Source organism: Sphingopyxis sp. (assembly GCF_050916055.1).
Classification (GTDB): domain Bacteria; phylum Pseudomonadota; class Alphaproteobacteria; order Sphingomonadales; family Sphingomonadaceae; genus Sphingopyxis.
The window spans coordinates 2,696,684-2,722,500 of the sequence record NZ_CP051527.1; the positions used below are offsets into that span (position 1 = coordinate 2,696,684).

Sequence of the window (25,817 nt, forward strand, 5' to 3'; positions counted from 1 at the left end):
CGCGCCGACACATGCCTGCGTCCACCAAAAAGGCCTTTGCCCTCCGCCTCGATCCCGCGCTCTACGCGGCGATCGAGCGGCTGGCGGCGACCGAATTGCGCAGCGCCAATGCCGAGATCGAAATCCTGCTGCGCGAGGCGCTGGGCCGGCGCGGCGTCGCCACCAAGCCGCCGGTGCCACCGAAGCGCGGCCGTCCGCCGAAGGAGTCCTGACGATGCTGCACCTGTTCCTCGACCGCCGCCCCTGGTTCCGCGCCAAGACTCGCGGCTATGGCACCGGCCTCCCGATCGCCTGGCAGGGCTGGCTGATGCTCGCGATGCATATCGCGCTGATCGCCGGCATCGCTGTCCTGCTGCGCGACCGGCCGGTGCTGATGACGGTCTTCGTCATACTGGCGGCGCTGGCACCGTTGCCGATCTATCGGGCGCGCGCCGAAGGGGGATGGCGCTGGCGGTGACGCGCGTTCCGCTCCCGCGGGCGGAGGGTCGCAAAGGCCTTTTCCACCGCTGGTCCCTTACCCCCGCTTGCCCCCCTAGGGGTTGATGGTTAAGGCCTCTCGTATGACCGCCGACCATAGCCCCGCCATCCGCATCGCCCCTTCGATCCTCAGCGCCGATTTCGCAGCACTCGGCGAAGAGGTGCGCGCGATCGAGGCGGCGGGCGCCGACTGGGTCCACATCGACGTCATGGACGGCCATTATGTCCCCAATCTGACCATCGGCCCGGCGGTGGTGAAGGCGCTGCGCCCGCATTCCACCCTGCCCTTCGACGTCCATCTGATGATCTCGCCGGTCGATCATTTCCTCGACGCCTTCGCCGCGGCGGGCGCCGACATCATCACCGTCCACCCCGAGGCCGGCCCGCACATTCACCGCACCGTCCAGCACATCAAGTCGCTCGGCAAACAGGCGGGCGTATCGCTCAATCCCGGCACCCCGGCCAAGATGCTCGATTATCTGATCGACGACATCGACCTGGTCCTGATCATGAGCGTCAATCCCGGCTTCGGCGGCCAGAGCTTCATCACCAGCCAGCTTCGCAAGATCGAGGCGGTGCGCAAGATGATCGACAAGACCGGGCGCGATATAAGGCTCGAGGTCGATGGCGGCATCGACGCCGCCACCGCGCCGCTCGCCATCGCCGCGGGCGCCGACGTGCTGGTCGCCGGCACCGCAACCTTCAAGGGCGGCCCGGACGCGTACGCGGGCAATATCCGGCGGCTGCGCGGCGGCGCCTGATCATGGAGGGGAGACCGCTCTCGTCGGCTCCTGCCGCGCCGCCGCTCGACCCCGGCGATGAAGCGCCGCCGCTCGACGATTCGATCGAACCCGGCAAGCGCCTCATCCGCCTGCCCGCCGACAAGGGGCTGTCGCTCGGCGACCGCATCGCCAACGCGATCACCCGGCTGACTTGGCGCACCCCCCTGCACGCCTTCCGCCTCAAGGGGCGTTTCCCGCTCAAGCTGCTCGGGGTGCCCGCCGACCCGATCCCCGGCGATACCCGCGCCGGCACCGCGATCCGCGCCGGCCATTTTCTCCACCGCGGGCTGAAACTGCCGCTGGCCGAGCTCGATTTCGCCAATCTCGGCGTCGTGCCCACCTTCGCCGACTATCTCCACAGCTTCGCCTGGCTGCGCGACCTGGCGGCCACCGGGACGCGCGCCGACGGCGTGCCAATCGCCGAAGCCGTCGTGCGCCACTGGCTCGGCACGCATGGCGAGACGGTGAGCGAACCGGCGTGGAAGGCCGACAACACCGCCTGGCGCATCCTGTTCTGGGCCGCCCACGCGCCGTTGATCCTCTCGTCAAGCGACCTGATCTATCGCTCGGCCGTGCTCAATCATCTCGCCCGCGCCGCGCGCCACCTCGACCGTGTCGCCGACAAGACGCGCCCCGGCACCGGCCAGATGGTCGCGTGGACCGGCATCGTCGCCGCGTCGTTGCTGATGCCCGGCGGCGAGCCGCGGCAGATCTTCGGCGAAGCCGGGCTGCGCAAGGTGCTGGAAACCAGCTTCTACGCCGACGGCGGCAATATCTCGCGCTCACCGCAGGCGCAGCTCGACGCGATCATGGCGCTGTCGATGCTCGCGAAAATCTATGACATGCGTCGCATTGAGGTGCCGCCCTTCGTGCAGGAGGTGCTCGCGCGCGCCGTCCCGGCGCTGCTCGGCCTCGTCCACAGCGACGGCGGCATGGGCAGCTGGCAGGGCAGCGGCGCGACCGGCGCCGAGCGCATCCAGGCGATCGTCGCCGCCAGCGGGGTGCGCACCCGCCCGCTGAAACAGGCGCGCGACTGGGGCTATCAGCGGCTCGTCGCGAACAAGGTGGTGCTGCTCGCCGATGCCGCGCCGCCGCCGATCGCGCGCGTGACCGAAGCCGGCTGCGCCTCAACCCTCGCCTTCGAACTCAGCGACGGCGCCGAACGCATCGTCGTCAATTGCGGCGGCGCGGCGCTGACCGGCGCGACGATCCCCGCCGACCTCGCGCGCGGCCTGCGCACAACCGCGGCGCATTCGACACTGATCCTGGCCGACAGCAATTCGACCGCGATCCTCGCCAGCGGCTCGCTGGGCAAGGGGGTGACCGAGGTCGAGCTCGACCGGCGCGAGACGCCGCAGGGCAGCCGGCTGGAGATGAGCCACGACGGCTATGCGCGGCGCCACGGGCTGATCCACCGCCGCCTGTTGATCCTGTCGCCCAACGGGCGCGAGCTGCGCGGCGAAGACCTGCTGCTCCCCGCCCCGCGCACCCGCCGCAAGGGCGACAAGCGCTTTGCGCTGCGCTTCCACCTCGGCGCGAACCTGTCGGCCAGCCTGACCGCCGACAAATTGGGGGCGCTGCTGCGCATCAACGGCGGCCCTTTGTGGCAGTTTCGCACCTCGGAGGGCGCGCTAGAGGTCGAGGAAAGCCTGTGGGTCGACGGCGACGGCCGCCCGCACCCGACCGAACAGCTCGTCGTCACCGGCACCGCGCCCGCGGGCGGCGCCAGCATCGGCTGGATCTTCAAGCATATCGGCTAACGGCGGCGACGCGCGACCGCAAGCGGACCCAAGGGGCAAAGGTAGCGTACGAGCCGACACGGAGCGCTGTGCCGCCGGCGCCGGCGCCGGCAAAGATTATTTCACACAAAGGCACAAAGGCACGAAGATGTCGTGCAGACCGCGAAGCGTTTTCATTGCTCAACCGTTGCGAAGCGGCGCGGCGATGATGTGGAAGCGGCCTTGCGGCCGAGAACCTGCATCTTCGTGCCTTTGCGCCTTTGTATGAAATAAAAAATCCAGACCCATCGACCCTGGATAGAGCTCGCTGCGCGAACCAATTCTTATTCCACCCCTACGTCCGCCTCCCCAAATCCGACACTTCGCACCGCATTTCCAACGGCCGGCGCCCCAGGGACTGAGCGCCGGCCGCCGAACCGTCAAAAAGCGTAGCGCGCCATCAGCTGGAACACCGGCCCGGCCTTTTCGCTTTCGAGTTCATATTCGTCGAAGTCGCGATCGAGCTGGTCTTCCAGATTATCGAACTTGTTGAACGTCTCGCGCTTGGCGCCGTTCAAGAGGTTCGATCCGACCGCGCGGATCGTGAAATTGCTGCCGAAGCGCTTTTCGACGAAGATTTCCAGATCGGCGCCATAAGTCGTGCGCACCTCTTCGCTGATCACCCGGTCATAAGCGGCGCCCTGCTTGCGGTGCGTCGCACCGAACGCGACGCCAATCGACGGAATGTCCTGGATGAAACCGATGTTATAGACATAGTCCGACTGGCCGTTGAAGCGGCGGTCGCCGGCGAAATCGGTGATCTCGCTGTCGAGCCACGACACGTTACCGAAGATGCCGGTGTCGGGCAGGCCAAGGAAACCAAGGTCGGTCGACAGGTCGAATTCGACCCCCCACACCTTGCCGTCGCCGACATTCTGCGGCTGATAGACGAAGGTGCCTTCGCCCTCCGACCCTTCCAGCCCGGTGTTGGTCAGCTCGATCAGGTTGCTGACATCGCGATAGAAGGCGTTGATCCCGACGACGCCGGTGCGGCCGATGCGGCGTTCATAGCCGAGGTCGACACCCCACGCGGTTTCGGGGCCGAGCTGCGGATTGCCGAGCAGGTCGCTGTCGCCGACCTCTTCCTCGAGCAGAGCGGGCGAGACGAAATTGAAGTCGGGACGACGGTTGGTCCGCGCCACCGATGCGGTGATCCGGTCGCGTGCGGTCAGGTCGAACTTGACCGACGCCGACGGCAGCCATTCTTCATAATCGTTGCTCTGGGTCGGCACCGCCGCCGCTTCGGTAAAGTCGGTGATGTCGAGCTTGGTCGTCTCGTACCGAATGCCCGCTTCCCACGTCAGCCCGCCCGATTTGCCCTGCACCAGCGCAAAGCCGTCGAGCCGGCGTTCTTCGAGCCGGTTGACCCCGCCATCGGTGGGTTCGAGATCGCTGGGATCGAACGGATCGAGCAGGTCGTCGGGATTGTCGACGAACTGGTCATAGCTGGTTTCGAGGCCCGGAAACTCGATTTCATCGTCGACGTCGAGGATCGCGGTGTTGCGTTTCTTCTTCTGATACAGGCCCCCGACAACCAGCTGGATATCGTTGCCGAGTTCGAATTCATGGTCGAGCTTGGTGGTGAATTCCTTGTCGGTGATATCGGTCGCGGTGAACGCCTGTTCGAATACCGGCACTTCGCCATCGTCATAATCGACGTCGAAATCGATCTGGTTCTCGCTCTCGCGCTGCTTGTCGTCGAAGCGGGCATAGCCGACACGCAGGGTCGTCTTGCCGAGCGACCATTCGTGCGACAGGCGGGCGTCGATGCTGTAATTTTCCTGATCGATGTTGTTGATGTTGCTGTTGTCGCTGACCAACGCGCCGTCGGGCAGCGGGCCGGTGAGCGCCGTCGGATCGTCATATTCGCGGCTGCGCTCGGTTTCGGTGCGGTCGGTGCGGACATAAAAGCCGCTGATCCTGAAATCGGTCGTTTCGCCGTCGATCTCATAGCTCGCGTTGGCCGAATAATCCTTGCCGTCGCGTGTATCGATCTGGTCCTCCCGATTGTCGAACTCTTCGGTGGCGAAATCGGGGTCGTTCTCGGGCGAGTCGCCATAGCGGAGCGAGAATTTCTTTTTCGGGTTGTGGCGACCCTGGAAATTCAGCCCGACGAGCAGGCGGCCCGGGCCGACCGCGCCGCCATAGACCAGCCCCAGGCTCGGCTCGAATTCCTTGTCGTCATAATAGAGCGTGCCGGCGCGGACATAACCGCCGTCGAGTTCGAATGCGTCGCGCAGTTCGATATTGATCGTGCCCGCGACCGCGTCGCCGGTGCGGCGTGCCGACGACGAACGAACGATCTCGACGCGGTCGATCAACTCGGCGGGAATGCGGTCGAGGAAAAAGCTGCGGTCCGACGCATTGCCGGGAACGCGCTCGCCGTTGATCAGGATCTGGGTATAGCCCGGCGGCAGGCCGCGCAGCCGCGCGCCGTCGCTTTCGATGACGTCGGACAGGAAGGTCACCGACGGCACCCGCTTCAGCGCGTCACCCGCGGTCAGCGGCTCGAAACGCTGGAAAAATTCGCTGTCATAGGACAGCACCGGTTCGGCCTCGTCGCTGCGGTTGCGATACCCGACGCTGCCGAGAACGACGATGTCCTGCGAGGTCGTGATGTCGTCCTCTTCACGCTGGATCGGCGCGGTGTCGGCCGGTGCCTGCTGGGCCGCGGCGGGGGCGGCGGCAAGCGCCGTGGCGAGGGCGAGAGCGGCAGCGGAGTGCAGGCTGAAAGTTCGAATCATTGTCGTTGGACCCCCTTGATGGTTGCCGGGCGTCTAGGGGGCGTGTGTGACAGTTTGCGGCGAGCCAAATGACGGTTCGATGACGCTTGAATGACGGAAATATTGTGCAATTGACGCGGCCGCGCTTTGCTGGAAGGGGGCGCGGCCAACTGCGCCGCGGCGCGTTGGAACACAGGGGAAATGCCATGATCGCCATCCGCCAGCCGAAGCTGCTGACATCGCTCGCTTTTGCATTGGCGCTCGCCGGCTGCGCCGCCAGCGAGCCGGTGATCAACGGCCTGCCGCCGGTCGCGGTCACCGCCAGCGGGGAGACCGAGCCCGTCGGCACCAACCGCGCCGATGCCGCCGACGATCCGGCGATCTGGATCGATCCCGCCAATCCCGGCCGCGCGCTGATCATCGCCACCGACAAAAAGGCCGGGCTTCACGTCTATGATCTTGCGGGCAAGGACCTCGCCTTCGTCAAGGGCGGCCTCGTCAACAATGTCGACATGGCGGGCGACATCATCGTCGCCAGCGACCGCAACGACGGGGTCAATGCGCATCTCGCGATCTTCCGCCTCGACCCCGCCAAGCCGGCGATCACCGCGCTCGGCCGGGCCGCCGCCGGCAGCGGCGAAGCCTATGGCCTGTGCGTCAAGAAGGGCGCGCCGGGCGAACCGATCACCGCGGCGCTGATCGTCAAGGACGGCACCGTGCGCGTCGGCACCCTCGCGCTGCCCGCGGGCGCGGCCCCGACCTTTGCGGTGCAGTGGGAGCACAAGATCCCGACCCAGTCCGAAGGCTGCGTCTTCGACGGCGACACCCTCTATGTCGGCGAAGAAGTCGGCGGATTGTGGGAACTCAAGCAGGACGGCAAAGGCGCCGCCGCGCGCCTTGTCGCGCCGATCGACAACCAGCGCCTCGTCGCCGACCTCGAAGGGCTGGCGACGATCGATCACAAGGGCCAGCGCTACCTGATCGCGTCGAGCCAGGGCGACAACGCCTATGCGGTGTTCCGCCTGCCGGGCGTCGACTATGTCGGGCGGTTCGCGGTCGCCGCGGGCGCATTCGGCGCGACGAGCGAGACCGACGGCATCGAAGCGGTCGCCGGCAATTTCGGCGCCACCTACCCCGATGGCATCTTCATCGCGCAGGACGGCGACAACGGCGCCAAGGCCCAGAATTTCAAGCTCGTGCGCTGGGACCAGATCGCGGCGGCGCTGGGGCTTTAGGCTACTGCATTAAAACAAGTTGCGCGCTCCCGCGAAAACAAGCTGTACACCCGCGAAGGCGGGTGCCCATCACCGGGCGGTGCCGTTTAGAACCGGCAGGTGATGGGTCCCCGCCTTCGCGGGGACACGGTGCTTTTGTGGTCCACCCGCTCGCGACTTGCCCAAAAGCCGCCGCGCGCCTAGGGGGGCTGCGACTTTCCACCCGCCAGCCGAGGCTCCCTCCCCATGACCGATCTCGTCCCCGTCCGCCGCGCCCTGCTGTCCGTCAGCGACAAGGCGGGGCTCGCCGATCTGGCCGCGGTGCTCGTCCGCCACGGGGTCGAACTGGTATCGACCGGCGGCACCGCAAAGGCGCTGCGCGACGCGGGCCATGATGTGCTCGACGTCGCCGACCTCACCGGCTTTCCCGAGATGATGGATGGCCGCGTCAAGACGTTGCACCCGACCGTCCACGGCGGCATCCTCGCGGTGCGCGACGATGCGGCGCATGTCGCGGCGATGGACGCGCACGCCATCGGCGCGATCGATCTGGTCGTCGTCAACCTCTACCCCTTCGCCGCGACCGTCGCCAAGGGCGCACCGCGCGACGACATCATCGAGAATATCGACATCGGCGGCCCCGCCATGGTGCGCTCGGCAGCCAAGAACCACGCGTTCGTGGGCATCGTCACCGAACCCGAAGACTATGCTGCGGTGATCGCCGAGATGGACGCCAACGACGGCGCCACGACCTTTGCCCTGCGCAAGCGCCTCGCGGCGACCGCCTTCGCGCACACCGCCACCTATGACGGGATGATCGCCAGCTGGTTCGCCTTTGCCGACCAGGGCAAGCTGTTCCCCGACACGTTGCCGCTGACCGCCAAGCTGGCGACCGAGCTGCGCTATGGCGAGAATCCGCACCAGCAGGCGGCGCTCTACCTTCCCGCGGGCCCGGCCGCACGCGGCATCGCGCAGGCCGAGCAGGTCCAGGGCAAGGAGCTCAGCTACAACAATATCAACGACGCCGACGCGGCGCTCGAGCTGGTGGCCGAGTTCCGCGCCGCCGACCCGACCTGCGTCATCGTCAAGCATGCCAACCCCTGCGGCGTCGCGAGCGCGGCGACGATCGCCGAAGCCTATGACGCGGCGCTGAAATGCGACGACGTCTCGGCGTTCGGCGGCATCATCGCGGTCAACCGGCCGCTCGACGGCGCCACCGCCGAGGCGATCAGCGGCATCTTCACCGAAGTCGTCTGCGCCCCCGACGCCGACGCCGACGCGCGCGCGGTGTTCGCGAAGAAGAAGAATCTCCGCCTGCTACTGACCGGCGAACTCCCCGACCCGGCGCGCGGCGGTCTGGTGCTGAAAGGGATAACCGGAGGCTGGCTGGCGCAGAGCCGCGATAATGGCCGCATCATCCGCGCAGACCTGAAGGTCGTGACCGACCGCGCGCCGACTGAGGAAGAACTGACCGACGCGCTGTTCGCGTGGACGGTCGCCAAGCATGTGAAGTCGAATGCGATCGTCTATGCCAAGGGCGGTTCGACTGCGGGCATCGGCGCTGGACAGATGAACCGCCGCGACAGTGCGCGCATCGCCGCGGTGAAAGCGCGCGAAGCCGCCGAATCGCACGGCTGGAGCCAGCCCCGCACCGTCGGCAGCGCGGTCGCCAGCGACGCTTTCTTCCCCTTCGCCGACGGCCTGCTCGCCGCGGTCGAGGCGGGCGCGACCTGCGTCATCCAGCCCGGCGGCTCGATCCGCGACGACGAGGTGATCGCGGCGGCGAACGAAGCGGGCCTCGCGATGGTCTTCACCGGGATGCGCCACTTCCGGCACTGACAAACACGCCCTCCCCTTCAGGGGAGGGCAGCGAAACTTGGCAGCTTGCTGCCTAGTTGCAGCGGGTGGGGTCCATCGGCCTTGCGCAAGGCCGATGGACCCCACCCCGTTCGACTAAAGGCCCGGCAATAGCCGGACCAAGTCTCACTACCCCTCCCCTGAAGGGGAGGGGCTTTAGGTGTCTCGACTTCGCTCGACACGAACGGCTAAGGGAGGCCGTGGTCATCCTGACCCGGCGACAAGGACCAGCATGACCGCCACCCCCCGCAACAAGTCGCTGATCCAGAATATGTACAACTGGACGATGGAAAAATCGGCGCACCCGCACGCCGAATATTGGCTGGCGCTGGTCGCGTTCGTCGAGGCCAGCTTCTTCCCGATCCCGCCGCACCCGATGCTGGGGCTGATGTGCCTCGCCAATCCGCAGCGCGCGGTGCGTTACGCGCTGATCTGCACCCTCGCCTCGGTCGCCGGCGGCGTCTTCGGCTACGGGATCGGCTTTTTCCTCTATGAAAGCGTCGGGCTGTGGCTGCTCGGCGCGCTCGGACTGACCGACGCCTTCCCGCCCGCCGCCTGCTATTTGCGCGAATTCGGCGCCGAGATCATCCTGATCAAGGGCGCGACGCCGATTCCGTTCAAGCTGCTGACGATCACCGCCGGCTTCATCCACATGAATTTCTGGACCTTCCTGTGGGCGAGCCTCGCCAGCCGCGCCTTTTCCTTCATGCTGGTCGGCATCCTGTTCAAATTGTTCGGGGCGCCGATCAAGGCGTTCATCGACAAATATCTGATCTGGGTCACCGGCGCGTTCGTCGTCGCGGTGGTCGCGGGTTTCCTGGTCATCGGCGCGCTGTCGGGCGACGGGGAGTCGAAGGAGGCCGACAAATGCAGCGGTGCGACGCTGGAAAGCATCGGGCTGGACAGAAAGTAGTCAAGCCACTTGTGCCCCTGCGAAGGCAGGGGCCCATCACCGGAGCTATACGCTCTCAGCTACGGTGGGTTTAAAAGTTGACGGCGGGAGATGGGCCCCTGCCTTCGCAGGGGCACGCAGCCTTTTACTCATTAGCCGCCGTGTGCAGCCAATCCGCATGCCGCGGCGCCTTCTTCGTCTGGCTCCATTCCTCGAGCATCAGCGGCGCGACGCGCTTCAGCTCGGCATATTGTTTGTCGGTGCCGATGTCGCACGCCAGCTCGACGCGGTGCCCGTTGGGGTCGAAGAAATAGATCGACTTGAAGATGCCGTGGTGGGTCGGGCCGAGCACGTCGACGCCCTCCGCCTCCAGATGCGCCTTCGCGGCGACCAGCTCGTCGACGCTGCCGACCTTGAACGCCAGATGCTGGACCCATGCCGGGGTGTTCGAATCGCGGCCCATGTCGGGCTGGTTCGGCAGTTCGAAAAACGCCAGGATGTTGCCGTTCCCCGCATCAAGGAAGACGTGCATATAAGGGTCGTACTCGCCGGTCGACGGCACATGATCCTCGGCGAACGCGGTGGTGTAGGTCATGCCGAGCATGCGCTCGTACCAGTCGACCGTCTCTTTCGCATCCTTGCAGCGATAGGCGGCGTGGTGGACGCCGCCGAGTTTGATGGGGCTGGTCATTCGGCGGGTTCCGTCACATTGAGCGCGCCGCGGCGGATCTGGTCCATCTCCATCGACTTGAACAGCGCGGTGAAATTGCCCTCGCCGAACCCCTCGTCCTTCTTGCGCTGGATGAATTCGAAGAACACCGGGCCGATCACCGTCTGGCCGAAAATCTGGAGCAACAGGCGCGGATCGCCGTCCTCGGTCGAACCGTCGAGCAATATGCCGCGCGACTGGAGCCCATCGACCGACTCGCCATGCCCCGGAAGCCGCTCTTCGAGCATCTCGTAATAGGTCGCCGGCGGTGCCGGCGCGAACGGATTGCCGAGCGCTTTCAGCTTGTCCCACGCGGCGTAGAGATCGTCGCAGCTGAACGCGATATGCTGGATCCCCTCGCCATTATAGGCGCGCAGATATTCCTCGATCTGGCCCTTGCCGCCCGCACCCTCTTCGTTGAGCGGGATGCGGATCTTGCCGTCGGGGGCGGTCATCGCCTTCGACGTCAGCCCGGTATATTCGCCCTTGATGTCGAAATAGCGGATTTCGCGGAAACCCGCGATGCGTTCGTAGAACGCCGCCCAATGCGCCATGCGGCCACCATAGACATTATGGGTCAGGTGATCGATCAGCTGCATCCCCGCGCCGACCGGATGGCGGTCGACGCCGTCTTCATAGATGAAATCGATGTCGTAGATGCTGAGGTCGTCGCCATAGCGGTCGATCAGATAGATGATCGAACCGCCGATGCCGCGGATCGCGGGCAGGCGGAGTTCCATCGGGCCGGGATTGACCTCGACCGGCTCGGCGCCGCGCTCGATCGCCTCGGCATAGGCCTTGGCGGCGTCGCGGACGCGCCACCCCATGCCGCACGCCGATGGACCATGCTCGGCGGCGAAATAGGCGGCGGGCGATTTGGGCTCGTAATTGGCGATCAGGTTGATCCCGCCCTGGCGCCACAATTGCACGTCCTTCGAGCGGTGATGCGCGATCTGGGTAAATCCCATCGCTTGGAACACCGGTTCGAGAATGCCCTTTTCGGGCGCCGAAAATTCGACGAATTCGAAGCCGTCGAGGCCCAGCGGATTGTCGAACAGGTCCGCCATGGTCATCATCCCATCTAGTTTCAATTGAAACTATTATGATGGAATGGGGGGTGAGAGTCAATGTCGGACGATGCGCGCGAATATGCCCCTCCCCTTCAGGGGAGGGGTTGGGGTGGGGGCTTGTAGCCTTGCGCAAGGCCGATGGCCCCCACCCGCTGCGACTAAGCCAGCACAAGCTGGCAAGTCTCGCTGCCCTCCCCTGAAGGGAGGGCTTAGAAATTAAGCCCCCGCGGCCTCGAACGCCTCCAGCGCCTCGCCCGCCGCGATCCAGCGCGCCTCGGCGGCTTCCTGAGCGGCGACGATCTTGCCGCGGCGCTGCGACAGCTCGCTCATCGTCAGGCCTTTATATTCGTTCGCCGCGCCCGCGGGGTCGAACATCGCGCGGTCGATCGCGGACAGGATGACCTGATATTTGGCAAGGTCGGCCTCGGCGTCGCTGACGTCCTTCTTGATCTTCGCCGCCGCCTCGCGCGCCGCTGCCGCCGCCTTGCGGTCTTCCTTCTTGTCGGCCTTCGACACCCGGTCCTTTTGCGGACCTTTGCCCAGGATCATGTCGACATAATCGTCCATGCTGCCGTCATATTCGCGCGCGGTGCCGTCATCGACGAGCACCAGCCGGTCGGCGGTGAGTTCGAGCATGTGGCGGTCGTGGCTGACCAGCACCACCGCGCCGTCGAAACCGTTCAATGCCTGTACCAGCGCCTCGCGCGCATCGACGTCGAGGTGGTTGGTCGGCTCGTCGAGGATCAGCAGGTGCGGCGCGTCGCGGGTGATCAGCGCCAGCGCCAGCCGCGCCTTTTCGCCGCCCGATAGCTTCGCGACCTCGGTCACCGCCTTGTTGCCCGAGAAACCAAAACGGCCGAGCTGGGCGCGTACCGCGCCCTGCGTCTTGCCCTCCATCACCCGCGTCATATGCGCGAGCGGGGTGTCTTTGCCGTCGAGTTCTTCGACCTGATACTGGGTGAAATAACCGACCCGCATCTTGCCCGACGCCGCCATCGCGCCCGCCATCGGGGCGAGCTGCGCCGCGAGCAGCCGCGCCAGCGTCGTCTTGCCGTTGCCGTTGCGGCCGAGCAGCGCGATCCGGTCGTCGGGATCGATCCGCAGGTTCAGCCGCTGCAGCACGGCCTTATCGGCATAACCGACGCTGGCGAGGTCGAGCGTGATCAGCGGCGGTTTCAGCTCGTCGGGGCTGGGGAAATCGAACGCCAGCGTCTGGTCTTCGGCGAGCGCGGCGATCGGCTGCATCCGCGCCAGCATCTTGGCGCGCGACTGCGCCTGCTTGGCGGTCGAGGCGCGGGCGCTGTTGCGTGCGACATAATCCTGCAATTTGGCGCGCTGGGCGTCCTGCGACGCCTTCGCTGCCGCGAGCTGCGCCGCGCGTTCGGCGCGCTGGCGCTCGAACGCGTCATAGCCGCCCGGATACAGCGTCACCTTGCCGCCCTCGAGGTGCAGGATATGGTCGACGACATTGTTGAGCAGGTCGCGCTCATGGCTGATCACCACCAGCTGCCCCGGATAGGCGCGGAGGAAATTTTCGAGCCACAGCGTCGCTTCGAGGTCGAGGTGGTTCGACGGTTCGTCGAGCAACAGCAGGTCGGGTTCGGAAAACAGCAGCGATGCCAGCGCGACGCGCATCTTCCACCCGCCCGAAAAACTGTCGAGCGGCTGGCCCTGCATATCCTCGTCGAACCCCAGCCCGATCAGGATGCGCGCGGCGCGCGCCGGGGCGGTGTACGCATCGATCGCGATCAGTCGCTCGTGGATGTCGCCGAGCTTATCGGGGTCCTGCTCGGTTTCCGAGGCGATGAGCAACGCCGCGCGCTCGGTGTCGGCGGCCAGCACGGTGTCGAACGGGGTCGCGGTGCCGCTCGGCGCTTCCTGCGCGATATAGCCAACGCGCGTCTTGCGCGGCATGTCGATGCTGCCTTCGTCGGCTTCGAGCTGGCCGATCATCACCTTCATCAGCGTCGACTTGCCCGCGCCGTTGCGCCCGATCAGCCCGACGCGGCTTTTGGCCGGCAGGCTCGCGGTGGCGCGTTCGAGGATGGCGCGCCCGCCAAGGCGTACAGTGATTCCGTTGATCGTCAGCATGGCGCGCCCCCTAGCATGGTGCAGCGCACAACCCAAGAGGTGCGGGCGACGCGGGCGCAGATCAGTCTGGCAGCGCCTTGCAGTCGCCGCCGGCCGCCGGCTTCGCATCGCCGAACAGGATGCGCACCGCGACCGGCGCCATGCCGGCATTGTCGTGGCCGACGCGCCGCACGAACACACAGCTCCAGTCGAAAGCCACCTTGTACACCGCGGCGCGGGCGCGGGCGCGGTTATAGAAATTCTGGCCGCGCGCGAACCGGTGCGCACCCTGCGCCATCGCCTCGGGCTGGCGCGGCAGGCTCTTGTGGTTGGGATCGGTGTCGGCGGTGCCGAGCAGCACCGTCATCGGCGTCGCGAACACCTTTTCGGCGTTCCACACCCCCTTGGGCAGCCCGGCGACCCCGAACGGCCACGCCGCCGCGTCGGTCATCGCGTAGGAACCGGCATTCGCCGACACGACGCGCGCCAGATGCGGCCCGCCGCCGGCGAGGACATAGCGGTGCGCGAATTGGGCGCCGCCCGAATGGCCATAGATCGAATAGGTCGGCGCGGTCAGCGCCTCGCGCGCCTTCACCGCGGCAAAGATCGGTTCGACCGTCGCGAACGACCAGCTTGCGGGCGCGCGCGGCGTCCCGTCCTTTTCGGTGAACCAACCGTGGCTGTACGCCGCGACCCCCGGAAAGGCGGCGCGGCTATATTCGGGGACGATCAGGACGATCTTGTGCGTCCGGGCCAGATCGACCCATTGGCCGATATAATTGTCGGCATCGCGCTGCACCCCGTGAAAGACGAACAGCACGGGCGCGTCGGCGGGGGTGTCGGCGGCGCGATAGGTCCACACCGGAAACGCCGGTCCCGCCCAGCCGTCGAAGGTGAAGCGCTTCACCCCGGCCGCGAACAGCCGCTTCTGCAAGGCGGTTTCGCCCTGCGGGTGAGCCTCCGCTTCACCATGCGGGGCGGCGCCGGCGATCGCCTGACCGGGCGCGCACCCTGCCAGCATTACCAGCGCCGCCCACGACATGGCCTTCATCGCCCCCGTGGACGGGAGACGCGAAGCTCGGCGATCGGCGCGCGGCATCAGAATTTCACCGTCGCGCCGACATAGAATCGGCGGCCGGCGATGTCATAGACGCCGTTCTGGTTGGTCAAGCGGCCGCTTTCGGTGCCGCTCGGCAGGAAGGGGCTGATCGAATTGAACAGATTGTTGACCCCGCCATACAGCCGGAATTCCTTGCCGCCGCTGTCGACGTCGAACGACAGGAACAGGTCATGTTCCCACACGTCGCCGATGTTGAGGAAGATCGGCACCTCGGCGTCGGGGTTGGTTTCGAGCAGCGCGGCATATTGATCGGCGAGCGAATTGCTGTCGTTGATCTTGCCATAATAGGTCGTCGTCCAGCGGATGCGGAAATTGTCGAGCCGCCAGGCCAGCGAGCCGCGGGCGCGATATTTGAAGCTGCCTTCGGCCAGGTCGCCGGCGAGGTCGTTGGTCACCGTCCCCTCGATTCCCTGGAACTCCACCTTCTGCTTCAGCACATGCGTGCCGTCGTAGCGCAGGTCGAAACGGCCGGGAATGCCCAGCGCATCGTCGAGGCGGAAGCGATAGTTGAACGCGACATCGACCCCCTGCGTGTCGAACCGCGCCAGATTCACCTGGCGCTGGACCAGCGACACGATCTGGCCGTTGTTCGCGTTGCGGGTGATGTCGGCGCAGAACGGATTGTCCGCCTGCGGCACCTCGGTGTCATAGCATTGCAGCTGGATGTCGCGGTTCGAATAGGCGTCGATCGCGTCCTTGATGCGGATGTCGTAATAATCGACCGCGATCGTCAGCCCGGGGATGAAGCGCGGCGCCAGCACCGCGCCGAGCGTCAGCGTGTCGGCGGTTTCTTCCTTCAGGTCGAGGTTGCCGCCGTTGGGGCTGTAGAGGCTGTTGCCCGCCTGCGTATAACGCTGCGTCGCCCCGTCGGCCGCCTGCTGCGCGAACAAGGCCTGGATCCCGGGATCGAGGCGGCAACCCGCGGCAATCTGTCCGGTCGTCGTCGGGGTCACCCCGTCGCACAAATCGTTCGCGGCCTCGAAATTGCCGCGCGGCGGCGAATATAGTTCGGCGATGTCGGGCGCGCGCTGGGCGCGGGCATATTGGGCGCGGAAGCGGATGTCGGGGATCGGCGCATATTGCACCCCGCCGCGCCAGCTGAACACGGTACCGACGTTGTCGATATTATAATCGGCGACGCGCGCCGAGGCATCGACGCTGAGCAGATAGGCGCCCGGCGCATCACGCAGCAGCGGCACGCTGACTTCGCCATAGCCTTCGATGGCGCGGATCGAGCCGCCGAAATTGGGCACCGCATTGCCCGTCGTGCCGCCGGTCTGCGACAAGATGTCGCCGGAGAGGTCCTGGCTGTCCTTGCGGTAATCGATGCCGAACGCGGCACCGACCGGGCCGGCCGGCAGCTGGAACAGCTCGCCGGTGACGAACGCCTGGCCGGTATATTGGCGGATCGTCAGCTCCTGGTGCAGATCGGCGCGGATCCACGCCGCCGCGTCGGGGGTGATCGATCCTTCGCCGAACAGGTTGATCGGCACGCAGCCCGCGGCGCGCGCATCGGCATCGACGCAGCGCGGGGCACCGTCGGGGCCCAGCTCGGCGTTCAGCGCCTGCGTCAGGTTGATGCCGTTGATCTCGTTGCGGCGCCACTGGTCCTGCTTGTACTGGCCGTAACCGACGCTCGCTTCCCAGTTCCAGCTGTCCGAAATCTTGCCGCGGAGTCCCGCCCAGCTGCGGATCGTCTCGCGCTTGTTCTCGGTGATCTGGCCGCCGACCTCGTCGAACCGGCGGTCCCACGCGATGCCGACGCCGGTCGACGGCGTCTCGCTGCCGCGCAGTTCGGGCGGCACGAAGGGGTTGCAACCGCCGGTACGGCGGCACGGGATCTTGCCATATTCGATCTCGGTGGTCGCCCCGGTGACCGGGTCGGTGATCGGATAGGTCGAATCCCACCCGATGCCGATCGATTCGCGCGTCTCGCCCGACGTGATCCGCGAATATTGCAGCTGCGCAAAGCCGGCGATCGCGTCCGAAAATTCATATTCCAGCTTGGCAGCGCCCAGATAGCGTTCGCGCGCCAGGATCAGCGAGCGCCCGGTGCGCTGGTTGTATCCGTCGCGATTGGGCAGGAAATAGCCGCTGTTGCCGTTGTCGGTCGTGCCGACGTCGATCGGCTCCCCGGTCTGGACGTCGGGGCCCAGCGGCACCAGCTCGCCATTCCGGTAGAACCGGTCGCGCGACGAATTGCCGCCCGAAAACACCCCGCCGGGAATGAAGCTGCTGAGGTCGCTCATCATCAGCGGCGGAAACTCCGACGCCGGGCGCGACCCGCTGGTCGGGGCGCCGCTCGCGTTCAGGAACACCCCCTCGAACTCGTTGACGCCATTTTCGAAGTCATAGCCATAGGACACCGGCCGCACCGCCCATGCACGGTCGACTGCACGGATCCCCCAATCCCGATCATACGTCCCACTGATCAGGAAATAGCCGCGGTCGTCGGCAAAGCGCGTCCCCCAGGTGGCGCCCAGCGTCAGCTCCTGCCCGTCGCCCTCTGCCGTGATGCCGGTGCGCGCGCGCAGCGTCAGGCCGCGCTCGTTCTTCTTGGTGATGATGTTGACCACCCCGGCGACGGCGTCCGAGCCATAGACCGACGAGGTGCCTCCGGTGATGATCTCGACCCGGTCGACGAAATCGCTGGGGATCGTCGACAGGCTGACCAGATTGGAAATTCCGCTGTTCGACACGGTGCGGCGACCGTCGACCAGCACCAGCGTCCGGTTCGAACCCAGATTGCGCAATTCGATCGAGCTGAGGCCCGAATTCTGGGTGTTGCCGGTCACCGTCGAATCATTCGTCGCCGACGACAGCTGCGGCAGGTCGGCGAGCGTCTCGCTGAGTTCGCTATCGCCCGATTCGGTCAGATCTTCGCTCGACACGCCGATCACCGGCGCCGGCGTGTCATAAGTTTCGCGCGCGATGCGGCTGCCGGTAACGACGATCGCCTCATCGCCTGCCGCAGTAGCGGCGCCGTCCGCCGGCGCGTCCTGCGCGGCGACGGGCGCGGCAAAGGCGCCGATCCCGGCGAGTATCAGCGCGGTGCGGCTGCTGTGGCGGGCCCAGCGGGCTTTGGTCGAAATCATTGTCACACTCCCCATATTTTTCGTTGTTCGATCAGTCGCTGTCGGTTTCGACCGGCGCCGCGGCGAGCGGCGCCGGATCGCCGCCGAGCGCGCGGTGCAGCGCGTCGCGGTCGAGCGCCTTTTCCCATCCCGCGACGACGATCGCCGCGAGCGCATTGCCGATGAAGTTGGTGAGCGCGCGGCACTCGCTCATGAAGCGGTCGATCCCCAGGATCAGCGCCAACCCCGCGACCGGCACCGACGGCACGATCGACAGCGTCGCGGCGAGGGTGATGAAGCCCGCGCCGGTGACCCCGGCCGCGCCCTTCGAGCTCACCATCGCGACGAGCAGCAGCGCGAGCTGGTCGCCGAGCGACAGGTCGACCCCGACCGCCTGCGCGATGAACAGCGCCGCGAGCGTCATGTAGATGTTGGTGCCGTCAAGGTTGAAGCTGTAGCCGGTGGGCACGACCATGCCGACGATCGGCTTGGCGCAGCCCGCCTTTTCCAGCTTTTCCATCAGGCTCGGCAGCGCCGCCTCGGACGAAGAGGTGCCGAGCACGAGCAGCAATTCGGCCTTGAGATAGGCGATGAGCCGAAAGATCGAGAAGCCGCAAAGCCGCGCGACCGCGCCGAGGATGACGATGACGAAAAACAGCGAGGTCAGGTAGAAGGTCGCGATCAAGAGGCCGAGGTTGGCGAGCGAATCGACGCCATATTTGCCGACCGTGAACGCCATCGCGCCGAGCGCGCCGATCGGCGCGAACTTCATCAGCATGCCGACGAGGCGGAAGAACACCACCGACACTTTTTCGAGCAGCCCCAGGATCTGCGCGCCGGGGGCGCCGCTGTTCGACAGCGCCAAACCAAACAGGATGGCGACGAACAGCGCCTGCAGAATCGAGCCTTCGGTCAGCGCCGACACGAAGGTCGTCGGGATGATGTCGAGCAGGAATGCGGTGAGCGTCGCCTCGTGCGCCTTCGACTGATATTGCGCGACCGCCCCGGCATCGAGCGTCGCGGGGTCGATGTTCATCCCCGCCCCCGGCTGCACGACATTGGCGACCACCAGCCCGACAATCAGCGCGAGGGTCGAAAAGAACAGGAAATAGGCGAAGGTCTTCGCCGCGACGCGGCCGAGCGTCTTCGCTTCGCCGATCGAGGCGATACCGGTGACCACAGTCAGGAAGATCACCGGCGCGATGATCATCTTGACGAGTTTGATGAAGCCGTCGCCGAACGGTTTCAGCGTGACCGCGAAATCGGGAACGAAATGGCCGAGCAAGACCCCGGCGAGGATTGCGCCGAGCACCTGGACATAGAGGTGCGACCACCAAGGCCTGGGTCGTACCGGTTCGCGCGGCACCGTCAGATCGATCGTGGCTGCCACCAGCCTCTCCCTTTTTTGTCGCGCCTCGCGGGGCGGTGGGGCCGTTCGAGCGACCTTTTGCACAGGCTATGGATCCGGGAAGTCGCGGTCAAATGGGCAGCTAATTTTCTCTTCGGCATTGATAATAGACGATTTTAGGTCGCGTCGGAGCTGCCGCACCGGAAATCTGTGCGCTTTACCGCATGACTTTGATCAGGATTGTGCGATAATCCGCACATGTTAGCTGAGGCTGATTCGTCGCGCGCAACGCGCCCTTGGCTCGACCGCCGCCGGCTGCTGCTCGCGTGCATCGTCGGCTCGCTGATCCTGCTGCTCGCGGCGCTCGCCCTCACGCGCTGGGCCGCCGACCATGCCCGCGCCGACACCGACGGCGAGGCGCGCCAGAACGCCCGCGCCCACGCCAGCCTGCTCGAAAGCGAGCTGCAGAAATTCCGGTTGTTGCCGCGCGTGCTCACCGAATTTCCCGACGTCCGGCTGGCGCTCGCCGGCGACAGCGATGCCGCCTCGCGCCGGCTCGACCGCGAGCTCGAACAGCTTGCAACGCGCACCGACGCCGCGGTCATCTATGTCCTCGACCGCGACGGAAACACGATTGCGGCAAGCAATTGGCGTGCGCCGACCAGCTTCGTCGGACAGAATTACCGTTTCCGCCCCTATTTTCGTGGCGCGATCGATCGCGGCGAGGCCGAACTGTTCGCGCTCGGCACGGTCAGCGGGCGCCCCGGCCTCTATCTCGCGCGCAAGGTCGCGGCCGGCGGAGACGCGCTTGGCGTCGTCGTGGTCAAGGTCGAGTTCGACCGGCTCGAACGCCGCTGGTCCGATTCGAGCGGCGCGACGCTGGTCACCGACGACGCCGGGGTCATCATCATGGCGAGCGAGCCGACGTGGCAATTCCGCTCGCTCGCCCCGATCTCGACCGCCGGGCGCGCGCGGCTTCGCGAATCGCGCCGCTATGGCGAACGCTCGCTTGCGCCGCTGCCGGTCCGCCGCGCCGGCGGCGACCTCGGCATCCGCACAGGTGACGGCGGCGAGACGCTCTACCGCATGGCGTCGGAGCGCATCTCACTGCCCGGCACCACTCTGCACCTCCTCCAGCCGCTCGATCCGCGGCAGGGCGCCGCCAATGCGACCGCGCGCGTCGTTTTCCTTGTCCTGCTGATCCTCGTCGGCGCGGCGATCGTGATGCTGCTGCGGCTCGTCGAACGCCAGACGATCCGCCAGGCCGCGCACGAAGCGCTCGAGCGCGAGGTGGCAGCACGGACGGAGGACCTCAGCGACGCCAATGACGAGCTGAAGCAGGCCGCGCTGCGTCAGGCCGAAACCGACCGGCGTTATCGCGCCGCCCGCGAGGAACTGGCGCAGGCGAGTCGCCTCGGCTCGATCGGCCAAATCACCGCCGGGGTCGCGCACGAGATCAACCAGCCGGTCGCGGCGATCCGCACCTTTGCCGAAAACAGCCTGCGCTATCTCGAGCGCGACGATCCGGCGAAGGCGCGCGGCAATCTGACGACGATCATCGACCTGACCGCGCGCGTCGGCGCGATCACCAACGAGCTGCGCAACTTTGCCCGTCGCCAGCCGGCGCCGCTCGGGCCGGTGGCGTTGCAGTCGGCGATCGACGGCACCTTGCTTCTGATCGGCGACCGCTTGCGCGCGCAAGGCATCGCGCTCGACATCGACATCGAAGATCCCTCCGCGACGGTCTACGCCGATCGCGTCCGGCTCGAACAGGTGCTCGTCAATCTCCTGCAGAATGCGGCCGAGGCGCTGCACGGCACCGCGTCGCCGCGCATCACCATCCGTGCCCATGGCGACGCGCCGCTGGTTATCGACATCTGCGACAACGGCCCCGGCGTCCCCGCCGACCTGGTGCCGCAACTGTTCACCCCCTTCGTTACCGGGCGCCCCGACGGGCTCGGGCTGGGGCTGGCGATCGCCGGCACGATCATGGCCGAGTTCGGCGGATCGCTGGCGCTGATTCCCTCGCCGCTCGGCGGCGCCGGCTTCCGGCTCGAATTGAAACCGGCATGAGCTTCTTCACCGATTGCCAGTCCGTCCTCTTCGTCGACGACGACCCCCGGCTGCGCGAGGCGAACCTGCAATCGCTCGATCTCGCGGGCCTGTCGGTCGAGGCATTCGGCGACGCCGCGAGCGTGCTCGCGCGCATCGCGCCCGACTTCTCGGGCGCGGTGGTCACCGACATTCGGATGCCCGCGATGGACGGTCTCCAGCTGCGTGCCGCGATCCACGCGATCGATCCCGACATCCCGGTCATCCTGATCACCGGCCACGCCGACGTCGCGATGGCAGTGCGGGCGCTGCAGGACGGCGCCTTCGATTTTCTCGCCAAGCCCTTTGCCGCCGACCATCTGGTCAGCGCGGCGCGGCGCGCGCTCGCGCACCGGGCGCTGATCCTCGACAACCGCCGCCTCGTCGCCGCGGTCGCCGAGATCGACAGCCCGCTGATCGGCGAAAGCGCTGCGATGAACCGGCTGCGCGAAACGATCGCGCAGCTGGCCCAGGCCGACATCGACGTGCTGGTCGAGGGCGAGACCGGCACCGGCAAGGAACTGGTCGCGCACATGCTGCACCGTCAGAGCCGGCGCAGCGCGGCGCCGCTCGTCGCGGTCAATTGCGCCGCGCTGCCGCACGAACTGGCCGAGGGTGAACTGTTCGGCAGCGACCTCGTCGATCGCGCCACCGGCAAGCTCGGTCATGCCGGGCGCATCCGCAGCGCCCATCGCGGCACGCTGTTCCTCGACGAAATCGACACGATGCACCCCGCAGTGCAGGCCAAACTGCTGCGCGTGATCGAGGAGCGCGAGGTCCAGCCGATCGGCGCCGCAGCGCCCGAGCCCGTCGACCTGCGCGTCGTCGCGGCGACCAAGACCGACCTGATGGACGCAGTGCGCGTGGGCGATTTTCGTGAAGATCTCTATTACCGGCTGCACGTCGTAAAGCTGCGCATCCCGCCGCTGCGCGAACGGCGGACCGACATCCCGCAGACCTTCGCCTATTTCCTCGACGAAGCCGCCGCGAAAATGGGGCTGGCAGGCTTTCGCATCGACGACAGCGTCCGCCGTTACCTCGTCGAGCACGATTGGCCGGGCAACGTCCGCGAGCTCAAGAATTTCGCCTATAGCGTCGTGCTCGACCTGCCGGCCGATCCTGCGCTCACCCCGATGCAGCCCGACCTGACGCTCGCCGAGCGCGTCGCGCGCTTCGAGGCGACCATCATCCGCGACACGATGACGGCGGTAGCCGGCGACATCGCCAAGGCGATGGCAATGCTCGCGGTGCCGCGCAAGACGCTCTACGACAAGCTCACGCGGCACGGAATCAACCCGAAGGATTATCGCTAGGACAGCAAAAAGCCCGCCAGATCAGCGATCAGGCGGGCTTTTTGTTGGTTGCGGGAGTAGGATTTGAACCTACGACCTTCAGGTTATGAGCCTGACGAGCTACCGGGCTGCTCCATCCCGCGCCACCAATGTCGCGGCTGCCCCAAAAGACTTTCAGGGACGCGCATCGCGAAAACAGCAAAAGGCCGGCATCGCTGCCGGCCTCTAACTTTGTGAATGGGTTTTTCGTTTCGACCTTACGCCGGCTACAATGCCTGGCGACGTCCTACTCTTCCGGGACTTAAGTCACAGTACCATCGGCGCTGTCAGGTTTCACGTCCGAGTTCGAGATGGGATCGGGTGGGTCACTGACGCCATGGTCACCAAGCAATGAAGCCGGCGTAGGTCAAAATTGGGTTCAATCGATGCCCGTGCAATATGGACTGTTTTCTACAATCATCCACGTCGCGGACAATCCTATCAGGACTGTCGTTGATGGTGGGACTCTTAAGTGCGAATAGAGCAATTAGTATCGGTTAGCTCCACACGTTACCGCGCTTCTACATCCGATCTATCAACGTGGTGGTCTTCCACGGCTCTAAGAAATCTTATCTCGAGGGAGGCTTCCCGCTTAGATGCTTTCAGCGGTTATCCCGTCCATACATAGCTACCCTGCTGCGCGGCTGGCGCCACGACAGGTACACCAGAGGTATGTTCAACCCGGTCCTCTCGTACTAGGGTCAACTCCTCTCAAATTTCGACGCCCACGGCAGATAGGGACCAAACTGTCTCACGACGTTCTGAACCCAGCTCACGTACCACTTTAATTGGCGAACAGCCAAACCCTTGGGACCTGCTCCAGCCCCAGGATGTGATGAGCCGACATCGAGGTGCCAAACGATTCCGTCGATATGAGCTCTTGGGAATCATCAGCCTGTTATCCCCGGCGTACCTTTTATCCGTTGAGCGATGGCCCTTCCACTCGGGACCACCGGATCACTATGACCGACTTTCGTCTCTGCTCGACTCGTCAGTCTCGCAGTCAGGCAGGCTTATGCCATTGCACTCTAACAGACGGTTTCCAACCGTCCTGAGCCTACCATCGCGCGCCTCCGTTACTCTTTAGGAGGCGACCGCCCCAGTCAAACTACCCGCCACAGAGGGTCCCTGATCCAGTTTCATGGATCGAGGTTAGACATCAGAAAACAACAGGGTGGTATTTCACCTATGGCTCCACGACAGCTGGCGCCGTCGCTTCAAAGCCTCCCACCTATGCTACACAGTTCTTTCCTAATGCCACTCTGAAGCTGCAGTAAAGGTGCACGGGGTCTTTCCGTCTAACCGCGGGTACTCCGCATCTTCACGGAGAATTCAATTTCGCTGAGCATCTCCTGGAGACAGTGGGGAAGTCGTTACGCCATTCGTGCAGGTCGGAACTTACCCGACAAGGAATTTCGCTACCTTAGGACCGTTATAGTTACGGCCGCCGTTTACCTGGGCTTCATTTCGCAGCTTGCACCACTCCACTTAACCTTCAGGCACCGGGCAGGCGTCAGGCCCTATACGTCGTCTTGAAGCCGACTTAGCAGAGCCCTGTGTTTTTGCTAAACAGTCGCTACCCCCTGGCCTGTGCCCCCTCATAATGGTTGCCCACTATGAGGGCCTCCTTCTTCCGAAGGTACGGAGGCAATTTGCCGAGTTCCTTCAGGAGACTTCTCTCAAGCGCCTTGGTATACTCTACCATCCCACCTGTGTCGGTTTAGGGTACGGTCTATAATGGAGGGGCTATTTCCTGGAACCTCTTCAAAGCCTGACCAATCCAATAAGGTCAGACAATTTACGAGATCCGTCACACACCTCCAGGCCCACGAATATTAACGTGGTTCCCATCGACTACCCCCTTCGGGCTCGTCTTAGGGGCCGGCTTACCCTGCTCAGATTAGCTTTAAGCAGGAACCCTTGGGATTTCGGCGAGAGGGCATCTCACCCTCTTTATCGCTACTCATGTCAGCATTCGCACTTCCGATACCTCCACGACCCATTACCAGATCGCTTCATCAGCCTACGGAACGCTCCGCTACCGCGTGTAGTAAACTACACACCCTAAGCTTCGGTGCACGTCTTGAGCCCCGTTACATTTTCGCCGCAGGAACCCTTATTTAGACCAGTGAGCTGTTACGCTTTCTTTAAAGGATGGCTGCTTCTAAGCCAACCTCCTGGTTGTTTTGGGATTCCCACATGCTTTACCACTTAGACGTGACTTGGGGACCTTAGCTGTAGGTCAGGGCTGTTTCCCTTTTGACGACGGACCTTAGCACCCGCCGTCTGTCTGCCAGATATTACTCATGGGTATTCGGAGTTTGGTTAGAATTGGTAGATCTCGCGACCCCCGCATCCATCCAGTGCTCTACCCCCCATGGTATTCGTCTGACGCTCTACCTCAATAGATTTCGCGGAGAACCAGCTATTTCCCGGTTTGATTGGCCTTTCACCCCTAAACACAACTCATCCGACAATTTTTCAACATTGAACGGTTCGGCCCTCCAGTGCGTGTTACCGCACCTTCAGCCTGGTCATGCCTAGATCACCGGGTTTCGGGTCTAATGCAACAAACTCATTCGCCCTATTCAGACTCGCTTTCGCTGCGCCTACACCTAACGGCTTAAGCTTGCTTGTTACACTAAGTCACTGACCCATTATGCAAGAGGTACGCTGTCAGGTCTCAAGGACCCTCCAACTGCTTGTAGGCGTTCGGTTTCAGGTACTGTTTCACTCCCCTCATCGGGGTGCTTTTCACCTTTCCCTCACGGTACTAGTTCACTATCGGTCATACAGGAGTACTTAGGCTTAGAGGGTGGTCCCCCTACGTTCAGACAGGATTTCACGTGTCCCGCCCTACTCATATCCTTTGACATCACTTTCGCATACGGGGCTGTCACCCACTATGGCGCTCCTTTCCAGAAGCTTCTGCTAGTTGAATCAAAGGCATTGGCCTGGTCCGCGTTCGCTCGCCACTACTAACGGAGTCTCTGTTGATGTCCTTTCCTCCAGGTACTGAGATGTTTCAGTTCCCCGGGTTCGCTTCACCAAAGCTATGTATTCACTTCGGTGATACCCTTCCCATTTAACCTTCGCCGTCGTCGAAACGGCAGCGAAATTAAATGGTGAGGGTGGGTTTCCCCATTCGGAAATCGTTGGATCAAAGCTTGCTCACAGCTCCCCAACGCTTATCGCAGCGTGCCACGTCCTTCATCGCCTCTGTATGCCAAGGCATTCACCAAACGCCCTTACCTCACACTTGAGAGTCCACACCACCAACG

General features: G+C 64.9%; 16 protein-coding genes, 1 tRNA gene and 2 rRNA genes. 9 read left to right on the plus strand and 10 right to left on the minus strand.

The features are described from left to right. Positions 1 to 11 precede the first annotated feature (11 nt). The 4 genes from HEQ22_RS13165 (at position 12) to HEQ22_RS13180 (ending at position 3,019) form a co-directional block, all read left to right on the plus strand. A complete protein-coding gene (locus tag HEQ22_RS13165; protein WP_432768347.1) occupies positions 12 to 212 on the plus strand; it encodes a toxin-antitoxin system HicB family antitoxin in 201 nt (66 codons plus the stop codon). 2 nt (positions 213 to 214) lie between these two features. Further along, on the plus strand, positions 215 to 457 hold the full coding sequence (locus HEQ22_RS13170; RefSeq protein WP_432768348.1) for a hypothetical protein: 243 nt from the start codon (positions 215 to 217) through the stop codon (positions 455 to 457). A gap of 103 nt (positions 458 to 560) precedes the next feature. Continuing rightward, complete coding sequence (rpe, locus tag HEQ22_RS13175) at positions 561 to 1,238, plus strand: ribulose-phosphate 3-epimerase (protein ID WP_432768349.1); 678 nt, start codon at positions 561 to 563, stop codon at positions 1,236 to 1,238. A 2-nt stretch (positions 1,239 to 1,240) separates the two neighbouring features. Then, positions 1,241 to 3,019, plus strand: a complete 1,779-nt coding sequence (locus HEQ22_RS13180; RefSeq protein ID WP_432768350.1) for a heparinase II/III family protein — start codon at positions 1,241 to 1,243, stop codon at positions 3,017 to 3,019. 398 nt (positions 3,020 to 3,417) lie between these two features. On the opposite strand, the gene HEQ22_RS13185 is transcribed toward HEQ22_RS13180, so the two are convergent. Continuing rightward, the gene (locus HEQ22_RS13185; RefSeq protein WP_432768351.1) at positions 3,418 to 5,781 is read right to left on the minus strand and encodes a TonB-dependent receptor plug domain-containing protein; all 2,364 of its coding nucleotides are present in this window, start codon (positions 5,779 to 5,781) and stop codon (positions 3,418 to 3,420) included. A gap of 185 nt (positions 5,782 to 5,966) precedes the next feature. On the opposite strand from HEQ22_RS13185, the gene HEQ22_RS13190 reads away from it, so the two are divergent. The 3 genes from HEQ22_RS13190 (at position 5,967) to HEQ22_RS13200 (ending at position 9,744) form a co-directional block, all read left to right on the plus strand. Beyond that, positions 5,967 to 6,995 (plus strand): phytase, encoded by a 1,029-nt coding sequence (locus HEQ22_RS13190; protein WP_432768352.1) that lies wholly within the window; start codon positions 5,967 to 5,969, stop codon positions 6,993 to 6,995. Positions 6,996 to 7,220: 225 nt separating this feature from the next. Continuing rightward, a complete protein-coding gene (purH, locus tag HEQ22_RS13195) occupies positions 7,221 to 8,813 on the plus strand; it encodes a bifunctional phosphoribosylaminoimidazolecarboxamide formyltransferase/IMP cyclohydrolase (protein WP_432768353.1) in 1,593 nt (530 codons plus the stop codon). A 277-nt stretch (positions 8,814 to 9,090) separates the two neighbouring features. Next, complete coding sequence (locus HEQ22_RS13200) at positions 9,091 to 9,744, plus strand: YqaA family protein (protein ID WP_432770880.1); 654 nt, start codon at positions 9,091 to 9,093, stop codon at positions 9,742 to 9,744. Positions 9,745 to 9,868: 124 nt separating this feature from the next. Here HEQ22_RS13200 and HEQ22_RS13205 read toward each other — a convergent pair whose 3' ends face one another. The 6 genes from HEQ22_RS13205 to HEQ22_RS13230 all read right to left on the minus strand — a co-directional run bounded on the left by HEQ22_RS13205 (position 9,869) and on the right by HEQ22_RS13230 (position 19,156). Next, on the minus strand, positions 9,869 to 10,414 hold the full coding sequence (locus tag HEQ22_RS13205) for a VOC family protein (RefSeq protein ID WP_432768354.1): 546 nt from the start codon (positions 10,412 to 10,414) through the stop codon (positions 9,869 to 9,871). Further along, positions 10,411 to 11,499: a 4-hydroxyphenylpyruvate dioxygenase gene (gene hppD, locus HEQ22_RS13210; protein WP_432770881.1), complete on the minus strand. Its 1,089-nt coding sequence runs from the start codon at positions 11,497 to 11,499 to the stop codon at positions 10,411 to 10,413. The genes HEQ22_RS13205 and hppD overlap by 4 nt, the downstream gene beginning before the upstream one ends. 219 nt (positions 11,500 to 11,718) lie before the next feature. Beyond that, a complete protein-coding gene (locus HEQ22_RS13215) occupies positions 11,719 to 13,593 on the minus strand; it encodes an ABC-F family ATP-binding cassette domain-containing protein (RefSeq protein WP_432768355.1) in 1,875 nt (624 codons plus the stop codon). A gap of 61 nt (positions 13,594 to 13,654) precedes the next feature. Then, entirely contained in the window at positions 13,655 to 14,623 is a 969-nt protein-coding gene (locus HEQ22_RS13220; RefSeq protein ID WP_432768356.1) for a hypothetical protein, read from the minus strand. Between the two features lie 47 nt (positions 14,624 to 14,670). Continuing rightward, the gene (locus tag HEQ22_RS13225) at positions 14,671 to 17,787 is read right to left on the minus strand and encodes a TonB-dependent receptor domain-containing protein (RefSeq protein ID WP_432768357.1); all 3,117 of its coding nucleotides are present in this window, start codon (positions 17,785 to 17,787) and stop codon (positions 14,671 to 14,673) included. Positions 17,788 to 17,818: 31 nt separating this feature from the next. After that, positions 17,819 to 19,156 carry a dicarboxylate/amino acid:cation symporter gene (locus tag HEQ22_RS13230; RefSeq protein ID WP_432768358.1) on the minus strand — a complete coding sequence of 446 codons (1,338 nt, stop codon included), beginning with the start codon at positions 19,154 to 19,156 and terminating at the stop codon, positions 17,819 to 17,821. A gap of 216 nt (positions 19,157 to 19,372) precedes the next feature. Here HEQ22_RS13230 and HEQ22_RS13235 point away from each other — a divergent pair, with 216 nt between their 5' ends. Both HEQ22_RS13235 and HEQ22_RS13240 read left to right on the plus strand, forming a co-directional pair. Then, positions 19,373 to 21,187, plus strand: coding sequence for a sensor histidine kinase (locus HEQ22_RS13235; RefSeq protein ID WP_432768359.1), 1,815 nt, complete (start codon positions 19,373 to 19,375; stop codon positions 21,185 to 21,187). Then, positions 21,184 to 22,518 (plus strand): sigma-54-dependent transcriptional regulator, encoded by a 1,335-nt coding sequence (locus HEQ22_RS13240; protein ID WP_432768360.1) that lies wholly within the window; start codon positions 21,184 to 21,186, stop codon positions 22,516 to 22,518. The genes HEQ22_RS13235 and HEQ22_RS13240 overlap by 4 nt, the downstream gene beginning before the upstream one ends. Positions 22,519 to 22,563: 45 nt before the next feature. On the opposite strand, the gene HEQ22_RS13245 is transcribed toward HEQ22_RS13240, so the two are convergent. The 3 genes from HEQ22_RS13245 to HEQ22_RS13255 all read right to left on the minus strand — a co-directional run bounded on the left by HEQ22_RS13245 (position 22,564) and on the right by HEQ22_RS13255 (position 25,797). Then, positions 22,564 to 22,640: transfer RNA gene (locus HEQ22_RS13245), tRNA-Met, on the minus strand. Between the two features lie 130 nt (positions 22,641 to 22,770). Next, positions 22,771 to 22,885: ribosomal RNA gene (gene rrf, locus HEQ22_RS13250) — 5S ribosomal RNA — on the minus strand. 119 nt (positions 22,886 to 23,004) lie between these two features. Continuing rightward, positions 23,005 to 25,797: ribosomal RNA gene (locus HEQ22_RS13255) — 23S ribosomal RNA — on the minus strand. Positions 25,798 to 25,817: the final 20 nt, after the last annotated feature.